The organism is Nonomuraea gerenzanensis (genome assembly GCF_020215645.1).
Taxonomy (GTDB): domain Bacteria; phylum Actinomycetota; class Actinomycetes; order Streptosporangiales; family Streptosporangiaceae; genus Nonomuraea; species Nonomuraea gerenzanensis.
The window spans coordinates 4680457-4695758 of sequence record NZ_CP084058.1; the positions used below are offsets into that span (position 1 = coordinate 4680457).

Consider the following 15302-nt stretch of genomic DNA (forward strand, 5'->3'; position numbering starts at 1 on the left):
CGATCAAGGGGAGGCGCAGTGCCGGACGAGGAAGTGCTGACGGGCGGGGGCGTCAACCACGTGGTCCGGGTGGGCGGCACCGTACGCAGGCCGTCAGGCCCCTGGACCCCCGCCGTGCACACCGTGCTCCGCCACCTGGCGGAGCGGGCCTTCGCCGGCGCGCCGCGCGCCCACGGGCTGGACGAGCACGGCAGGGAGATCCTCGACCACGTGCCGGGCCGGACCGCCGACTACCCGCTGCCCGCCTGGGTGCGGACCGACGAGGTGCTGGCCGGGGTGGCCCGGCTGCTGCGCGAGTACCACGACGCGACGACCGGCGTGCCGCACGAGGGCGTGTGGTACTTCCCGCCGGTCGAGCCGGCCGAGGTGATCTGTCACGGGGACGTGGCGCCGTACAACTGCGTGTTCAGGCAGGGCAGGCCGGTCGCGTTCATCGACTTCGACACCGCGCACCCGGGGCCGCGCGTGTGGGACGCGGCGTACGCGGCCTACCGGTTCGTGCCGCTGCACGACCCGGGTGACGGCGACGGGATCCCGGTGGCGGAGCAGGGGCGGCGGCTGCGGCTGTTCGCCGACGCGTACGGGCTGGGCGAGGCCGACAGGCAGGCGCTGGTGAGGACCGCGATCCGGCGCCTGGAGCACCTGGTGCGCTTCATGCGGGAGCGGGCCGCCGCGGGGGACGCGGCCTTCGCCGGCCACGTCGCCCGCGGGGACGACCGCTTCTACGAGCTCAACATGGAGCACCTGCGCCGCTCCGAGAGCGCTCTCAATGTCGCGCTGACTACTTGCCGAAGCCCACGGTCAGACCGCTGAGGAGCTGGCGGCGGCCCACCGCGTACAGGAGCAGGATCGGCAGCGTGGTCAGCACCACCGAGGCCAGCACCGCGGGCACGTTGATGGAGTACTGGCCCTGGAAGCTCGCCAGCGCCAGCGGCAGTGTGCGCCGCTCCGGGCTCTGCGTGAGGACCAGCGGCAGCAGGAACCCGTTCCAGATCTGCAGCGCGTTGTAGATCGTCACGGTCACCACGGCCGGGCGGGTCAGCGGGAAGGCCAGCCGCCACAGCATGCCCAGCTCGGTCGCGCCGTCGATGCGCATCGAGTCGAACAGCTCCTTGGGCACGTCCCTGATGAAGTTCGTCAGGACGAGCACCGACAGGGGGATCGCGAACGCGATCGACGGCAGCATCAGCGCCACGAGCGAGTCGTACAGGCCGAGCTGGACGATGATCAGAAAGACCGGGATGATCGTGGCCTGCAGCGGGATGGCCAGGCCCATCAGGAACAGCGAGTTCGTCCAGCGCAGCAGCCTGCTCCGGCCGCCCCGCACGATCGCGTACGCCGCCATGAAGCTGACCAGCACGGTCGGCACCACGGCGCCGACCGTGGTGATGACGCTGTTGATGAAGTACTGGATGAAGTCGGCCTCGATGACCATCCGGTAGTTCGCCAGCGTCGGCTCGGACGGCGGCGCGAACGGGTTCTCCAGGTAGTACCGCGACTGCGACTTGAAGCTCGTGATGACGATCCAGTAGATCGGCACCATCACGATCACCAGCCAGAAGACGCTGGTCAGCCCGGCGAGCCAGTTGGGCCGCTCACCGGTGCGGCGCGGCTTCCTGCGGCGGTGCCCGCCCTGGGACACCGTCTCGGCCGCGCGCTGGGGCGCCCTGGTGGGGACGGTCGTCATGCGTCAGGCCCCTTCGAGCTGGCTGTGGGAGGAGTCACGGCCGCCCAGCCTGCGCAGCAGCAGCGACAGGGCGAGGCCGAACAGGACGAGGATGACCGCGATCACGCTGGCCGGGCCCATGAGGTTGGCCCGGAAGCCGCGCTGGTACATGTCGACCGCGAGCGCCCGGGTCGCGTCGCCGGGGCCGCCCTCGGTCAGCACCCAGATCAGGTCGAACAGGGTCAGCGAGCCGACCACCATCAACGTCGAGGACGTGATGACCGTGTACTTGAGCTGCGGCAGCGTGATGCTGAAGAACCGGCGCACCCGGCCCGCGCCGTCGAGCTCCGCGGCCTCGTACATCGAGCGCGGGATCTGGCGGACGCCGCCCTGGTAGATCAGCGCGTGGAACGGGATGTACTGCCACGACACCACGAAGACCACCACGCCGAAGGCGAGGACGGGCTCGCCCAGCCAGTCCTGCACGAGGATGGGGATCCCCAGGCCGGCGCCGAGCCCGAAGTTCGGGTCGAGCAGCGCCTTGAACATGATCGCCAGGGCCGCCGAGCTGAGCAGCAGCGGGATGAAGAACAGCACCGACAGGACCGCCCGGTAACGATGGTGCCCCGCCAGGAACGTGCCCATCAGGATGCTCGCCGGCGTCTGTACCGCCCACGACACGGCCATGACGAGGAACGTCACCCACAACGCGTGCGGCAGCCCGGGGTCGGTCAGGATCGCCCCCCAGTTGCCGAAGCCGGCCAGGCGGATCTCCCCGAGCCCGTCCCACTGCGCGAAGCTGAGGGCGAGCACCCCGAACAGCGGGACCACGGCGAAGCCGAGGAAGAACACGAGCGCCGGGACGGTCATCCACCCGAGAGAGCCGCCACGGCCCGCGCTGGAGGCGGGCCTGGCGGTGGTCGTGACGGCGCTCACTTGCCGATGACCGCGTTCATGTTCGTCGCGAACTCCTGCGGCGAGATCGACAGCTGGAACAGCTTGGCGATGTTGTCCAGCAGCACCTCGGCGGCCGTCGGGCTGAGCGCCTGGTCCCAGGACTGGGCGAAGCTCTTGGCGTTGACGGCGATGTTGTAGACGAAGGTCAGGAAGTCCTTGTCCTTGGACGTGGCGAACTGCGAGTCCGCGCCCTTGAGGATCGGGACGGCGCCGGTGCCCACCCACTCCTTCATCGAGGTCTCGTCGATCAGCGCGCCGGAGAAGAACTTCTTGGCGATCTCCTTCTGCTCGGGCGTGGCCTTGGAGGAGATCGACATGTACTGGCCGGGGTTGCCGACCGTGTTGCCGGGGTCGCCCTTGCCGCCGTCGATCGGCGGGAAGTTCATGTAGCCGAGGTTGCCGCCGGAGACGAAGTCGCCGCCGTCGGCGGACATGCTGCCGTACGTCCAGCCGCCGTGCAGCATCATGGCGGCCTTGCCGGTGTAGAGCAGGGCCTGGTCGGCGTTGGAGTCGGCGGTGATCGAGGAGAAGCCCTTGACGAACCCGTCGGCCTTGACCAGCTTCTGCACCTCGCCGAGCGCCTGGATCGCCAGCGGGTTGCTCCAGGCGTCCTTCTCGCCGTCGAAGACGGCCTGGAAGATCTCGGGGCCGCCGAGGCGGTCGAAGAGGAACTCCAGCCACATCATGTTCGTCCAGCGGGACTGGCCGCCGAGGGAGAACGGCGCGATGCCCTTGGCGTTGAACTTGGGCACCAGGTCCAGGATGTCGCCCCACGTCTGGGGCGGCTGGGCGCCGATCTTCTCGAAGGCCCGCTTGTCGTAGTACAGGACGATGGGCTGCAGGGTCTCGCACGGCATCGCGTAGATCTTGCCGTCGATCGTCGCCGCGCCGAAGGCGGAGGGGAACACCTTGTCCTTCACGGCGGGGTTCTGCTCGAACCACGAGGTCAGGTCCTCGACCTGGCCCGCCTGAACGTAACTGCGCAGCGTGCCGCCGCCCCAGCCCCAGATCAGGGTGGGCGCCTGGCCGGCGCCGATCGCCGTCTTGATCTTCGTCTTGAAGGCGTCGTTCTGGAAGGTCGTGCCCTCGATCTGGGCGTTGGGATTGGCCTTGTTGTGCCGCTCCATGGTCCTGGTGCGCACGCCCTCCTGCGGCTGCGTCGACAGGTACCAGTACGTGGCCTTGCTGCCCCCGCCGCCACCACCGGTGGTGGCGTTACCGCTGCCGCCTCCGGCTCCGGTCTGGGTGGGCTGGGTGCCGCCACAGGCGGCGAGCGCTGCTCCTAGGGGGACACCCATGGAGACGAGGCTGAGGAAATTGCGGCGAGAGGTTGTCCTGGACTCCACGCTGATCTCCGTACTTGTATGCCGCGGGCTGGGGTTCGCGGCTCGTTGATCACTGGATGCGATGGCCGGCGGTCGTGGATCGGCATCGGCCCGATGCCACTTTCCGCGCCTCCTCTAGTCAGCTCATCGAAACATTTTCGACATGACCGCGGGGTTCGCCAATCTAGGTTTCGGCAATAAAGGTGTCAAGACCTTGTCGATCAGGAAACCACTGGATTTCCTGCAGGTCACGTGTAAGGTAACTCCACGCCTGCCTTCACCTGCCTCAGGCCAGCGTGGAAGATAGTGCGCGGAGGTCGCCCCCCGGTGTCGAAACATTTCGAAAACTTACGCCAACACCGCACCTCTTTAAGGAGCGCAGTACATGACGGCTCTTGATCGGACCCCCACGGCGGAGCGGGCACTGCGCCCGTGGCAGGACCCGGCGCTCGCCGTGGCCGAACGAGTCGAAGCCATCCTTGCGGAGATGACGCTGGAGGAGAAGATCGGCCAGCTCGGCAGCCGGTGGCTCGGCAACGACATGAGCCCCGACGCGAGCTCCGAGGCGCCCGGGCCGGAGCCCGGTGCCGAGCCGCTCAACGTGGCCCCCATGCAGGACGTGTTCGCCGCCTCGGGGACGGTGCCGCTCGACGAGGCGATCAGGCATGGGCTCGGCCACCTGACCCGGGTGCACGGCAGCGCCCCCGTCACCCCCGCCGAGGGCGCGGCCGAGGTGGTCCGCCTGCAGCGCGCCGTCGTCGCGGCGTCCAGGCTGGGCATCCCGGCGATCGTGCACGAGGAGTGCCTGACGGGCTTCACCGCCTACGGCGCCACCGTCTACCCGGCGGCCATCGCCTGGGCGGCCACGTTCGACCCGGGGCTGGTCGAGCGGATGGCCGCCGCGATCGGCCGTGACATGCGGGCCGTGGGCGTGCACCAGGGGCTGTCCCCCGTGCTGGACGTGGTGCGCGACTACCGGTGGGGCCGGGGCGAGGAGACCATGGGCGAGGACCCGTACCTGGTCGCCACGCTCGGCGCCGCCTACGTGCGCGGCCTGGAGGGCGCCGGGATCATCGCCACGCTCAAGCACTTCGCGGGCTACTCCGCCTCGCGCGCCGCCCGCAACCACGGCCCGGTGCCGATGGGGCGGCGCGAGCTGATGGACATGATCCTGCCGTCGTTCGAGACCGCCATCGCCCTGGGCGGCGCCCGATCGGTGATGAACTCCTACTCCGACGTGGACGGCGTGCCCGCCGGGGCCGACCCGTGGCTGCTGACCGAGGTGCTGCGCGAGGAGTGGGGGTTCACCGGGACCGTCGTCTCCGACTACTGGGCCGTCCCGTTCCTGGCCACCATGCACCTGGTCGCCGCCGGCCCGGAGGAGGCCGGCGTGCTGGCGCTCGGCGCCGGCATCGACGTCGAGCTGCCCGACACCCTCGGCTTCGGCCAGCACCTGGCCGAGCGGGTGCGGCGCGGCGAGCTGCCCGAGGCGATCGTCGACCGGGCGGTGCGCCGCCTGCTCACCCAGAAGGCGCAGCTCGGGCTGCTCGACCCCGACTGGACGCCGGAGGGCTCGGTCGCCGGCGCCGAGTCCGTGGACCTCGACTCGCCCGCCAACCGGGCGCTGGCCAGGGAGCTGGCCGAGCGCTCGATCGTCCTGCTGGAGGCGGGCGGCGCGCTGCCGCTGGCCGGGACCGGCACCGTCGCGGTCGTGGGGCCCGCCGCGCACGATGCCCGCACGTTCATGGGCTGCTACGCCTTCCCCAACCACGTGCTGCCCCGCCACCCCGGCCTGGGCCTCGGCATCGAGGCGCCCACCCTGCTCGACGCGCTCGCCGCCGAGCTGCCCGGCGCCGAGCTGCGCTACGCCAAGGGCTGCGAGGTGCGCGGCGAGGACCGCTCCGGCTTCGCCGACGCCGTTGCCGCCGCCGGCGACGCCGACGTGTGCGTGGCCGTGGTGGGCGACCTGGCAGGGCTGTTCGGCCAGGGCACCTCGGGCGAGGGCTGCGACGCCGACGACCTGCGCCTGCCGGGCGTCCAGGCCGACCTGCTCGCCGAGCTGGCCGCCACCGGCACGCCGCTGGTCGTGGTCGTCGTCTCGGGCCGCCCGTACGCGCTGGGCGAGGTGCACGGGTACGCCGCCGCGCTGGTCCAGGCGTTCATGCCCGGCGAGGAGGGCGGCGCGGCCATCGCCGGCGTGCTGTCCGGCCGCGTCCAGCCCGTGGGCCGGCTGCCGGTGCAGATCCCGCGCGGCCCCGGCGGGCAGCCCGGCACCTACCTGCAGCCGCCGCTGGGCACCGACAGCCACGGCATCAGCAACCTCGACCCGACGCCGCTGTTCCCCTTCGGCTACGGCGCCTCCTACACCACCTTCGAGGTCACCGACCTGCGCCTGAGCCACGCGGAGGTGCCCACCGACGGCGAGTTCGCCGCCACGGTCACCGTCCGCAACACCGGCGGCCGGGCCGGGGAGGAGGTCGTGCAGCTCTACCTGCACGACGTCCTGGCCCAGGTGACCAGGCCCGTGCGGCAGCTCACCGGCTACGCGCGGGTCCGGCTGGAGCCGGGGCAGAGCGCCGAGGTGAGCTTCCACGTGCACGCCGACCGCACCGCCTTCACCGGGCGCGACCTGCGCCGCGTGGTCGAGCCCGGCGACGTCGAGGTGCTCGCCGGTACCTCGGCGGCGGACCTGCCCTGCCGCGGCGTCGTACGATTGACCGGCCCGTCCAGGCACGTCGGCCACGACCGGCGCCTCGTCACCCCCGTCGAGGTGCGGGGGCCAGGGGGTGCGGATGCCGTCCAACGCTAGACGCGCCACGCTCGCCACGGTCGCCGCCTCGGCCGGGGTGTCCGTCGCGACCGTCTCCAAGGTGCTCAACGGCCGCAGCGACGTCTCGCCCGCCACCCGCTCACTCGTCCAGTCGCTGCTGCAGCAGCACGACTACGTCGCCCCGGCGCCGCGCCGCGAGCCGCCCGGGCTGGCCACGGTCGAGCTGCAGTTCGACGCCGACCTGAACGCGTACTCCACCGAGATCATCCAGGGCGCGGTGGCCGCCGGGGCGGAGGCGGGGATCGGGATCGTCGTCAGCATCAGGAGCGGCGCCGCCCGTACCACCGCCTGGGCCAGGCAACTCGTCGCGGCCGGGCGGCGCGCCCTGATCGCGGTCACCGGCGAGCTGACCTCGGGCCAGCCGGCCGCGCTGGCCAGGGCGCGGCTGCCGCTCGTCCTCATCGACCCGCTCAACCTGCCGCGCACCCGCGTCACCAGCATCGGCTCCACCAACTTCGCCGGCGGCCTGGCCGCCACCCACCACCTGCTCTCGCTCGGGCACCGGCGCATCGCCTACATCGGCGGGCCCGCCACCGCGGGCTGCAACCAGGCGCGGCTGCACGGCTACCGGGCGGCCATGGAGGCGGAGGGAGCACCGGTGCTGCCGGGGTTCGTGCGCTCGGGGCACTTCCGCTACCACGACGGGATGGCGAGCGGGGCGGCGGTGCTCGACCTGCCGCACGCCCCGACGGCCATCTTCGCCGGGTGCGACGAGGTGGCCGTGGGGGTCATGGAGGCGGCGCGGGCGCGCGGGCTGCGGATCCCCGATGACCTCAGCATCGTGGGGTTCGACGACACGCAGATCGCGCAGCTCACCTCGCCGCCGCTGACGACCGTGCGGCAGCCGCTGCGCGAGATGGGCGGGGCCGCGCTGCGTACGGCGCTGCGGCTGGCGGCCGGGGAGAGGGTGGACTCCCACCACGTGGAGCTGGCGACGGAGCTGGTCGTGCGCGGCTCGACCGCCCCGGTCCCGCACCGCCCCTGAATCCCGGTGGCCGCCCCCGGCGGACAGGCCGGGAAGACGCGAAGGCCGATCACGGTTGCAGCCTGTCGTGGAGCAGAGCGAGGCCGTGGTCATCGGCGCCGGGCAGGCGGGCCTGTCGAGCGCCTACTTCCTGCGCCGGTACGGCATCGAGCCGGTCGTGCTGGACGCCGGCCAGGGCGCCGGCGGAGCCTGGCGGCACCGCTCGCCCACGCTCACCATGGAGAAGGTGCACGGCGTCTTCGACCTGCCGGGCCTGCCCCAGCAGGAGGCCGGCGGCGACGGCGGGCGGCCCGCCGCCGAGGTGGTGCCCGCGTACTACGCCGCCTACGAGAGCGGGACCGGCCTGCGCGTCGTCCGCCCTGTCAGGGTCACGGCTGTCCGGGAGGGCACGGCTGGCCGCCTGGCGATCGAGACGGACGCGGGGGAGTGGACGGCCGGGGCCGTGATCAACGCCACCGGCACCTGGACCAGGCCCTACTGGCCGTACTACCCGGGCGCCGCGCACTTCGCCGGGCGGCAGCTGCACTACGCCGCCTACCGGGGGCCCGGGGAGTTCGCCGGGCGCGGCGTGGTCGTGGTGGGCGGTGGCGCCTCGGCGCTGCACGTGCTGTCCGAGCTGGCGGGCGTGGCGGCCGCCACCGCCTGGGTCACCCGCAGGCCGCCCGTCTTCAGGGACGACGATTTCGGCCTGGACGCCAGGCGCGAGGCCGTGGCGCGGGTGGAGTCCCGGGTGCGCGCGGGCCTGCCGCCCCAGAGCGTCGTCAGCGTCACCGGCCTGACCTACAGCGCGGTCGTCCGCGAGGCGATGGCCAAGGGCGTGCTGAACCGGCTGCCCATGTTCGGGCGCATCGTGGCGGACGGGGTGCTGTGGGTCGACGGCACCCACCTGGCCGCCGACACCATCGTCTGGGCCACCGGCTTCCGCGCGGCCCTGGACCACCTCGCCCCGCTGCGCCTGCGCGAGCCGGGCGGCGGCATCCGGGTCGACGGCACCCAGGTCGTCAGGGAGCCCCGGCTGCAGCTCGTCGGCTACGGTCCGTCGGCCAGCACGATCGGCGCCAACCGGGCCGGCCGCACGGCCGCCCGCAACGTGCGCGCGCTGCTGTCCGGCCGCGTCGCCGCCTGACGGGCAGGGCGGTTTCCGGGGGCCGGAAACCTACTATCGGGAATAGTAAAAATACCGATTGCGGCGGCAGCGCGGTTACTCTTGCGGAGGGGCTCGACACGTGCGGTGACGCCGGGATAGCGTCCTGACATTAGGATCTTTATCCGGTCAGGAGGTCCATGATGGAGGTTCCCGGTTACACGGAGATCCGGGAACTCGGCCACGGCGGGACCGGCCGGGTGATGCTCGCCGTGCGCGAATCCGACGGGCTGGCCGTAGCGATCAAGCACTTATCCGAGCCCTTACGCGAGGACTCCTCCTTCATCTCCAGGCTCCGCGCCGAGGCCCTGGTCATCCAGGAGATCGACAGCCCGCACACCGCCCGCGTGCTCGACTACGTGGAGACCGCCGACGACGCCGTCATCGTCATGGAGCTGGTGGAGGGCGTCACGCTGCGGCGGCTGCTGGAGCACGAGGGCGCGACCGGCGGCGAGGCCGCGCTCGCGGTGCTGAAGGGCGCGCTGCTCGGCCTGGCGGAGGCGCACCGGCACGGCGTCGTGCACCGCGACTTCAAGCCCGAGAACGTCCTGATCACCCAGGACGGCGACAGCAAGCTCGTCGACTTCGGCGTGGCCGCCCACGTCGGCGAGACCGCCGAGCTGTCGGGCACCCCCTCCTACATGGCGCCCGAGCAGTGGGACGACGCCCCCGCCGGGCCGCAGACCGACGTGTACGCCGCCGCCCTGGTCTTCTACGAGTGCCTGACCGGCCACCGCGCCTTCCACGCCGAGAACGTGGCCGCCCTGGCCTACCAGCACCAGCATGTGCCGCCCCCGATGGACGACGTCGAGGAGCCGCTGCGCCCGCTGGTCGAGCACGGCCTGGCCAAGAACCCCGCGCGGCGGCCCGAGTCGGCGCAGGCGTTCCTGGAGGAGCTGGAGCAGGCCGCGCGGGCCGCGTACGGGGAGGACTGGGAGCTGCGCGGACGGACCGGGCTCGGCATCCTGACCCTGCCGCTGGCAGCCCTGCTGCCCAGGCCGCAGGCGGCCACCGACGGGGGCGGCGCCACGAGCATGTTCCACAACGCGCTCTCGCCCGTCGGCAAGCTGGCGGTGACCGGCGGGCTGGTGACGGCGACCGCGGCGGCGGTGGTGTCGGCGTTCGTGATCCTGGGCGGCGGGCCGGGGCCGGAGAGCGGCACGGCGCTGCCACCCGCCGCGTCCGCCCCGCCCACCACGGCACCGCCCGGCTCCCCGACGCCGGAGGAGCCCTTACCCTCCTCGCCGTCCCCCACCGGGCCCGTTCCCACGTCGGGCGGGCCGTTCGTGGTGACGCCCCCGATCACGTACGGAGCGGCGCCGACCGTCCCGTCCGCGGCCACCGAGGGGCCCACCGACGCCCCGGCCACCCGCGAGCCCAGCCGCGCACCCACCCGCGAGCCGACGGCGCAGCCGACGGGACAGCCCACCCGGACCGGCGCGCCCGCGCCGAGCACCCGCCCGCCCGCCACCTCGCGGCCCGACGACCCGCCCGACGACCCGCCGGGCAACGGCGAGAACCCGCCCGCCACCACCCAGGCCCCGCCCACCCGCGCGCCCGATCCCGAGCCCGCCCCCACCAAGGCGCACGACCCGCTCATCTCGATCTCGGTCAGCGTGTCGCTCGGCCTGCCGGTGCTCGGCGGCGACGGTGACGGGCTGGTGGACGCCGACGTCGGCCTGGGGCTCGGCTCCAGCCTGCTGGGCCTGATCGTGGTCCCGGGATCGGTGCTGCTCGGCCGGCAGCTCGTGGTCCGCAAGGTACGCAAGCGCCGCGAAGCGGATATGGCGGAAGTTGCGCACAAGGAGGGCTGATCCTCTACTATCGTGCGTCGAATAGAGGGCGTTCCCCCGGCGTGATTTCCTCATGACCGGAACCTGCCCTGCGGCTCGGGCTAAGGAGAAGCGTGGCGGTTGCGTCCTCCGCCGGCCGGTTGCACCCTGCCCGGGCCGCCGCCCGCGCGACCCGGCGCGGCTGCGCCGCCGTGATCGCCGCCGTGATCGCCGTCGTGCTCGCCGCGGCGCTCCTGCTCGCCGCCGCCCCCGCGCGGGCCGAGCCCAAGCCGAGCGTCAAGCAGCTCAAGAAGGAGCTGGCGACGCTGCAGAAGGACTCCGACAAGCTCATCACCGAGTACTACAACAGCCGCATCGCCCACCAGCAGGCCGAGAAGTCCGAGCGGGCGGCCAAGGAGAAGCTGGCCGCCGCCCAGGAGGTCTACGACCACCACTCCACCGAGCTGCGCGCCATGGCCGTGGCCCGCTACATCGGTGGCGAGCCCGGCGCGATGGCCCTGCTCGCCGGGGACGAGGACCCCTCCACCGTGCTCGGCCGGATGGCGCTCACCCAGCACCTGATCGACCAGCAGGAGGCCATGCTGCGCGGCTACGCCGAGGTCAGGGACGCCAGGGGCCGGGCCGAGGAGGAGGCCGCCGCCCGTACCGAGGAGCTGGAGCGGACGCTCGGCGACCTGGAGGAGCGCAAGAAGAAGGCCGAGAAGCAGATCGAGAAGATCAAGGACAGGATCGACCTGCTCTACACGGCTCCGGGGATCCGGCGGCCCGACGGCACCTGGGTGCCGCAGCTGCCGCAGGGATCCGACAACATCACGCCCCGGATGGCGCTGGTCAAGAAGCTCATCCAGGAGCGGTTCGAGGTGCCGTTCGGAATCGGGTGTTACCGCGAGATCCAGGACGGCGGCGAGCATCCGCTCGGGCGGGCCTGCGACTTCATGCTGAGCCGGGGCGGCGCGTTCCCGTCGGCGGCGGAGCAGGCACGCGGCGATCAGATCGCCGCGTGGGCGATCAAGAACGCCAAGCGGCTGGGGATCATGTACGTGATCTACAAGCAGCGCATCTGGCACGTCAGGACGGGCGCGTGGCGCACCATGACCGACCGTGGCGGCACGACGGCCAACCACTACGACCACCCCCACATCTCGGTGTACTGACCTGCGGGTTTGCCGCCTCCGGACGAGGGCACTCGCAGGGGGCGGGGGAGGGGGGTCACTCTTGAGAACGGCTGCTGCCGGAAGGGCCGGCCAGGTGGGGGAGACGGCGGCGGGCGGAGGGCCGCGGTGAGGCTTCCTGCGGCGCGCGGGCCCATCACCGCGACACTCTTCGACCGCCTGACCCGCCCGCCGTCCTCGGGGGAGGACCGCCAGGGCTCCTCATGCGCGGACGGCGGCGGGGACGTGCTAACCGACGGCGACTTCCAGCTCGCCCTGTTCGCCTGTTACGAGCTGCACTACCAGGGCTTCGACGACGTGGACGACCGCTGGGAGTGGCAACCGGCGCTGCTGGCCACGCGGGCGGAGCTGGAGCGGCGCTTCGAGGAGGCGCTGGCCAGGGCCGTGCCACGCCCCGCGCTGCCCGGCGGGCCGCGAGGGGTGCGGCGCGCGCTCAACGAGCTGGTCGCGGGCGATGACGGGCCGTCGTTGTCCGGGTTCCTGGCACGGCGGGCCGACCGCCGCCAGTTCCGGGAGTTCGTCGTCCACCGGTCGATCTACCACCTGAAGGAGGCCGACCCGCACACGTGGGGCATCCCCCGGCTGGCGGGCGGGCCGAAGGCCGCGCTGGTGGAGATCCAGGCCGACGAGTACGGTGGCGGGCGCTGCGAGCGCATGCACTCCGAGCTGTTCCGCGCGACCCTGCGGGGGCTCGGTCTGGACGACTCCTACGGTGCTTACCTGGGGCGGGTTCCGGGTGTCACGCTCGCCGTCTCCAACGTCATGTCGTTGTTCGGCCTGCACCGGCGGCTGCGCGGCGCCCTGGTGGGGCACCTGGCCGCGCTGGAGATGACCTCGTCCCTGCCCAACCGTCGTTATGGTGATGGGCTGCGGCGGCTGGGTGGTGGGGGCGAGGCTGTGCTGTTCTACGACGAGCATGTGCAGGCCGATGCGGTGCATGAGCAGGTGGCCGCGCATGATCTGTGTGGGGGGTTCGCGGCTGCTCATCCCGCTCTGGCTGGAGATGTTCTGTACGGTGCCGCCTGTGCGCTGGAGGTGGAGCGGCGGTGGGCGGGGCACGTGCTGGGGCGCTGGGAGCGGGGTGACACGTCGCTGGTCGAGCCGCTCGACGCGGACGCCGACGCGGCCTCAGCCCGGTTGGCGGCCACCCTCGGCCGGCCCGCCTCCGCCCGCACCGGCCGGTAGCCGATCACGGTCGCTCCCACTGCGGTGGCTCGCCGCGCGGACGGCCGGCGCGGACGGCCGGCGCGGACAGCCGGCGCGGGCGCTTCAGTCCGGTGGAAGGCGGTACACGGAGACGTGCGAGCGGCTGTCGTCCCCGAACGGGGTGCGGTGCCAGTCCGCCCACCGGTGCTCGCGCTCCATCCCCGCGAGCCGCGCCATCAGATCCAGCTCCGCGGGCCACGCATAACGATGGTTGGCGGGCAGCAGCCGGATCCCCTCCCCGGTGAGCCGCACCTTGGTGGTGGCCATGAGCTGCTCGGCGGGCGAGATCCGGGCCGCCTCCGCGACGACCACGTCCTCGCTCAGCGACAGCAGCCGCAGCGAGGCACCCCGGTGGAAGGCCGCAGGATCAGGCACCCACGCCTCCACCACGAACCTCCCCCCGGGCCGCAGATGAGCGGCGGCGTTGCGGAAGCAGCTCACCTGAGCGTCCTGCGAGGGCAGCGCGAAGATCGTGTTGGTGGTGAGCGCCACCAGGCTGAACACCCCGTCCACCCGGGTGGTGGCGAAGTCGCCCACGACCACCCGGACCGCCGCACCACCCGGCTTGGACCGCAGCACCTCCACCATGTCGGGCGAGCCGTCGATGCCGGACACCTGGAGCCCGCGCGCGGCCAGCGGCAGCGCCAGCCGCCCCGTCCCGATGCCGAACTCCAGCACGGGCCCGTCGCCCGCCAGCAGGTGGAGCTGCTCCACGGTCGCGCCGGTGGGCAGACCCTCCACCGTCACGTCGTAGAGGTCGGCGATGCTGCGCCCGTAGGCCGACGGGTCGAAGACGTGCGCCATCACCGCCGAACCCCCGGCTGGCGTGGCGGGCTGGGTGATCGGCGCACGGCGGCTCCTCGCGTTGACGGCGCGGGGGGCACGGACTTCTGTTACCCGGCGCGCCCCCGGGCCAACCGCGCAGGTGAACGGGCGTGCCTGCGGGGCAGGGGAGGGGCATGTCGCAGCTGGGGGATGACAGGGTGACGGTGACGCCGTGCGAGGACGGACCGCTGCTGGTGCGGGGGCCGTTCGAGCTGGTGACTCAGGACGGCGTGTCCATCCCCGCGGGCCGGGCCACCGTCGCGCTGTGCCGCTGCGGGCTGTCGTCGACGAAGCCGTTCTGCGACGGCTCGCACAAGGCCGCCGGCTTCCGCGCCACCAGCGAGCCCGACCAGCGCGACGATCGCACGGAGTCAGCCGACCCCCGCGACGACTCGCACGGAGTCAGCCGACCGGCGCAGTGACCGGACGGAGTGAGCCGCCCGGTGGACCCTGCGCCCCGCGTACGGCACGCCCCCGCACACCGCGGCCCCCACGGCCAGCCACCCGCAGACGCCCCGCTCCAGGACCCAGACGGGCGCGAACAACGATGCCGTCGGGGGGAAGACCCGCCCGCCGCCCGCCCGGCGCCGGCCCAGCTCCGCCAGCGCCACGGCCGCGCCCGCGCCGGCGGCCACGGGACCGTACCGGCGGCGCAGCACGCACCACGCCAGCCCGGGCAGCACGCCCAGGAACAGCGCCAGCCGCGCGGGCTGGGCGAAGTCGTCGTAGGCCTGGCGGACGCGCTGGCTCCAGAAGCGGGCGGCGTCGGGCGGCAGGCGCGGCACGTACAGGTCGAGCGGCCGCAGCTCCCGGCCGCCGTGCGCGCGGACGGTGCGGATCAGCTCCAGGTTCTCGAACAGCACGTCCCCGTCGTAGCCGCCCATGCGCAGGAAGAACGAGCGGCGCACGCCGAACGTGCCGGGATAGTCGGCGCCGAAACCGCGGTTGAGCAGGGTCCTGGCGGTGTCCCAGCGGGCGTGCCAGGGGGAGCGGGCGAAGTGGTTCTGCGGGCGGACCAGGTCGGCGCGATCGAGCAGGGCCCGCATCCTGGCGAGCGCGGGGCCGTCGTAGCGGACGTCGTCGTCGGCGATGACGACGTGCTCGGCCGTCGCCAGGCGCATGCCGGTGATCACCCCGTTGACCTTGCCGTTGGCGAAGCGGAGAGCGGTGTCCGGCCTGACGTGCGCCGCCAGGCCGCGCCAGGCGTCGGCGTGCCGCTCGAACAGCTCACGGGGCGAGCCGTCCACGACGATGATCCGCACGTGACGGCTCAGCGTACGCAGGTAGGCGGTCAGCTCGCCGAGACCGCGGTCGTCCTCCCAGCGCAAGGGCAGCACGTAGTCCATCGCCCGGCCTCCGTGTCCGTCTCGACGTCACGATCGGTGACAGAACACTACCT

The 15302-nt window shown here is 72.8% G+C and carries 13 protein-coding genes; 8 read left to right on the top strand and 5 right to left on the bottom strand.

Annotation, left to right across the window (positions count from 1 at the left end):
• Positions 1-18: 18 nt before the first annotated feature.
• Positions 19-813, top strand: coding sequence for a phosphotransferase (locus LCN96_RS22060; protein WP_225274762.1), 795 nt, complete (start codon positions 19-21; stop codon positions 811-813).
• Here the strand turns inward: LCN96_RS22060 and LCN96_RS22065 are convergent.
• From LCN96_RS22065 to LCN96_RS22075, 3 genes are read right to left on the bottom strand one after another with little or no spacing between them, the layout of a single operon-like run.
• Positions 782-1687, bottom strand: a complete 906-nt coding sequence (locus LCN96_RS22065) for a carbohydrate ABC transporter permease (protein WP_225274763.1) — start codon at positions 1685-1687, stop codon at positions 782-784. The genes LCN96_RS22060 and LCN96_RS22065 overlap by 32 nt on opposite strands.
• 3 nt (positions 1688-1690) lie before the next feature.
• Positions 1691-2602 carry a carbohydrate ABC transporter permease gene (locus LCN96_RS22070; protein ID WP_225274764.1) on the bottom strand — a complete coding sequence of 304 codons (912 nt, stop codon included), beginning with the start codon at positions 2600-2602 and terminating at the stop codon, positions 1691-1693.
• Positions 2599-3921 carry an extracellular solute-binding protein gene (locus tag LCN96_RS22075; protein WP_225274765.1) on the bottom strand — a complete coding sequence of 441 codons (1323 nt, stop codon included), beginning with the start codon at positions 3919-3921 and terminating at the stop codon, positions 2599-2601. Before LCN96_RS22075 ends, LCN96_RS22070 begins: the two co-directional genes overlap by 4 nt.
• A gap of 412 nt (positions 3922-4333) precedes the next feature.
• Between LCN96_RS22075 and LCN96_RS22080 the strand changes: the two genes are divergently transcribed.
• From LCN96_RS22080 to LCN96_RS22105, 6 genes are all read left to right on the top strand, one after another.
• Positions 4334-6757: a glycoside hydrolase family 3 N-terminal domain-containing protein gene (locus LCN96_RS22080; protein WP_225274766.1), complete on the top strand. Its 2424-nt coding sequence runs from the start codon at positions 4334-4336 to the stop codon at positions 6755-6757.
• Positions 6741-7763, top strand: a complete 1023-nt coding sequence (locus LCN96_RS22085) for a LacI family DNA-binding transcriptional regulator (RefSeq protein WP_225274767.1) — start codon at positions 6741-6743, stop codon at positions 7761-7763. Before LCN96_RS22080 ends, LCN96_RS22085 begins: the two co-directional genes overlap by 17 nt.
• Positions 7764-7830: 67 nt before the next feature.
• Positions 7831-8889: an NAD(P)-binding domain-containing protein gene (locus LCN96_RS22090; protein WP_225274768.1), complete on the top strand. Its 1059-nt coding sequence runs from the start codon at positions 7831-7833 to the stop codon at positions 8887-8889.
• A gap of 158 nt (positions 8890-9047) precedes the next feature.
• Positions 9048-10721: a serine/threonine-protein kinase gene (locus LCN96_RS22095; protein ID WP_225274769.1), complete on the top strand. Its 1674-nt coding sequence runs from the start codon at positions 9048-9050 to the stop codon at positions 10719-10721.
• Positions 10722-10813: 92 nt separating this feature from the next.
• The gene (locus tag LCN96_RS22100) at positions 10814-11854 is read left to right on the top strand and encodes a coiled-coil domain-containing protein (protein WP_225274770.1); all 1041 of its coding nucleotides are present in this window, start codon (positions 10814-10816) and stop codon (positions 11852-11854) included.
• A gap of 126 nt (positions 11855-11980) precedes the next feature.
• A complete protein-coding gene (locus LCN96_RS22105) occupies positions 11981-13057 on the top strand; it encodes an iron-containing redox enzyme family protein (protein ID WP_225274771.1) in 1077 nt (358 codons plus the stop codon).
• 84 nt (positions 13058-13141) lie between these two features.
• Here LCN96_RS22105 and LCN96_RS22110 read toward each other — a convergent pair whose 3' ends face one another.
• The gene (locus LCN96_RS22110; RefSeq protein ID WP_225276029.1) at positions 13142-13882 is read right to left on the bottom strand and encodes a class I SAM-dependent DNA methyltransferase; all 741 of its coding nucleotides are present in this window, start codon (positions 13880-13882) and stop codon (positions 13142-13144) included.
• Positions 13883-14037: 155 nt separating this feature from the next.
• On the opposite strand from LCN96_RS22110, the gene LCN96_RS22115 reads away from it, so the two are divergent.
• The gene (locus LCN96_RS22115) at positions 14038-14325 is read left to right on the top strand and encodes a CDGSH iron-sulfur domain-containing protein (RefSeq protein ID WP_225274772.1); all 288 of its coding nucleotides are present in this window, start codon (positions 14038-14040) and stop codon (positions 14323-14325) included.
• Here LCN96_RS22115 and LCN96_RS22120 read toward each other — a convergent pair.
• On the bottom strand, positions 14275-15249 hold the full coding sequence (locus tag LCN96_RS22120) for a glycosyltransferase (protein ID WP_225274773.1): 975 nt from the start codon (positions 15247-15249) through the stop codon (positions 14275-14277). The genes LCN96_RS22115 and LCN96_RS22120 overlap by 51 nt on opposite strands.
• Positions 15250-15302: the final 53 nt, after the last annotated feature.

What these genes read in the sequence shown, in the direction of transcription:
- LCN96_RS22120 (WP_225274773.1), bottom strand. Translation starts at nt 15,249, where the DNA reads ATGGACTACGTGCTGCCCTTGCGCTGGGAGGACGACCGCGGTCTCGGC.
- LCN96_RS22095 (WP_225274769.1), top strand. Translation starts at nt 9,048, where the DNA reads ATGATGGAGGTTCCCGGTTACACGGAGATCCGGGAACTCGGCCACGGC.
- LCN96_RS22115 (WP_225274772.1), top strand. Translation starts at nt 14,038, where the DNA reads ATGTCGCAGCTGGGGGATGACAGGGTGACGGTGACGCCGTGCGAGGAC.
- LCN96_RS22110 (WP_225276029.1), bottom strand. Translation starts at nt 13,882, where the DNA reads ATGGCGCACGTCTTCGACCCGTCGGCCTACGGGCGCAGCATCGCCGAC.
- LCN96_RS22075 (WP_225274765.1), bottom strand. Translation starts at nt 3,921, where the DNA reads ATGGGTGTCCCCCTAGGAGCAGCGCTCGCCGCCTGTGGCGGCACCCAG.
- LCN96_RS22080 (WP_225274766.1), top strand. Translation starts at nt 4,334, where the DNA reads ATGACGGCTCTTGATCGGACCCCCACGGCGGAGCGGGCACTGCGCCCG.
- LCN96_RS22085 (WP_225274767.1), top strand. Translation starts at nt 6,741, where the DNA reads ATGCCGTCCAACGCTAGACGCGCCACGCTCGCCACGGTCGCCGCCTCG.
- LCN96_RS22065 (WP_225274763.1), bottom strand. Translation starts at nt 1,687, where the DNA reads ATGACGACCGTCCCCACCAGGGCGCCCCAGCGCGCGGCCGAGACGGTG.